Source organism: Rhizobacter sp. P2_H3, assembly GCF_056403355.1.
On record NZ_JBFUFQ010000469.1, the window covers coordinates 1 to 1,529 of the forward strand.

The 1,529-nt window shown below is 64.2% G+C and carries 2 protein-coding genes; both read right to left on the reverse strand.

The genetic code is table 11. From position 1 onward, the window contains the following. Positions 1-1,049 (reverse strand): polyamine ABC transporter substrate-binding protein (locus AC1D1T_RS32395; protein WP_477993455.1); only part of this gene is annotated, 1,049 nt, incomplete at its 3' end. 47 nt (positions 1,050-1,096) lie between these two features. Continuing rightward, positions 1,097-1,529, reverse strand: a 433-nt coding sequence (locus AC1D1T_RS32400) for an aminotransferase class III-fold pyridoxal phosphate-dependent enzyme (protein ID WP_477993456.1), incomplete at its 5' end; no start/stop codon positions are given.

Genomic DNA, 1,529 nt, shown 5'->3' on the forward strand with positions numbered 1-1,529 from the left:
GCATCAGGCAGCGCCATCTTCTGCATGTCGGCATCGCCCGGGAACACCGTCGGGTTGCTCGCCACCTCGGGCTTGATGAACTTGCGCGATTCCTTGTTCGGGTTCGCGTAGAACACCTTGTTCGTCAGCGACGCATGCACCTCGGGCTTCATGATGTAGTTGATGAACTTGTGCGCGTTGTCCGGGTGCGGCGCATCGGCGGGGATCACCATCGTGTCGAAGAACAGCACGCCGCCGGTCTTCGGGATCAGCGCCTCGATCTTCTGGCCGGTCTTGCTGTCGATCGCGCGTTGGCGGGCGATGTTGATGTCGCCCGACCAGCCGAGCGCCACGCAGATCGAGCCGTTGGCCATGTCGTTGATGTAGCCCGACGAGCTGAACAAGGTCACCGACGAACGGATCTTCTTCAGCAGGTCCGGCACCGCCTGGTAGTCGCCGGCGTTGCGCGAGAACGCCGGCTTGCCGAGATAGTGCATCGCGGCCGGCACGATGTCGGTCGGCGAATCGAGGAAGGACACGCCGCACGACTTCAGCTTGCTGATGTACTCCGGCTTGAACACCAGGTCCCAGGCGTTGTCGGGCATCGGCAGGCTGCCGAGCGCGGCCTTCACCTTGTCGACGTTGATGCCCACCGTGGTGTAGCCCCACAGCCAGTCCACCATGTAGTCGTTGCCCGGGTCCAGCTTGGCGAGCGTCGCCTGGGTCTGCGGGTCCATGTTCTTCAGGTTCGGCAGCTTGCTCTTGTCGAGCTTGCGCAGCAGCCCGCCGTCGGCCTGCAGCTTGGCCCAGTACGACGACGGCACGACCACGTCGTAGCCGCTCTTGCCGGCCACCAGCTTCGCATGGACGATCTCGTTGTTGTCGAAGTTGTCGTAGCGCACCTTGATGCCGGTCTCCTTCTCGAAGTTGGCCAGCGTGTCCTCGGCGATGTAGTCGGACCAGTTGTAGATGTTGATGACCTTGTCTTCCTCCTGCGCAACGGCCGCCGTGCCCCACAGCATTGCAGCCACCGCACATCCCAATGCACCGAACACCTGCTTCATGGTCATGTCCTTCGTGTTGAGAGAAATCCGAACCTGAATCGTCGAACGCAAGATCAGAGCCAGCCGCGCTGCCTGACGTCGGCGAGGGTGAGGTCGAGGCACTTGCGGATCAGCGCGACCATCTCGTCGACCTGCGCGATCGTCATCACGAGCGGCGGTGCGACGATCATGCGGTCGCCGACCGCGCGCATGATCAGCCCGTTGCCGAAGCAGTGGCCGCGGCACACCATGCCGACTTCGAGCGCGCTGTCGAACACGCGGTTGGCCGACTTGTCCTTCACCAGCTGCAGCGCACCCATCATTCCGCAGGTCTGCGCCTCGCCGACCAGCGGATGCTCGCCGAGCTCGGCGAAGCGCGCCGCGAGATGCGGCCCGAGCTCGGTGCGCACGCGGTCGACCAGCCCCTCGCGCTGGATCAGCCGGATGTTGGCCAGCGCCACCGCGCACGCCACCGGGTGCCCGGAGTAGGTGTAGCCGTGGTTGAAC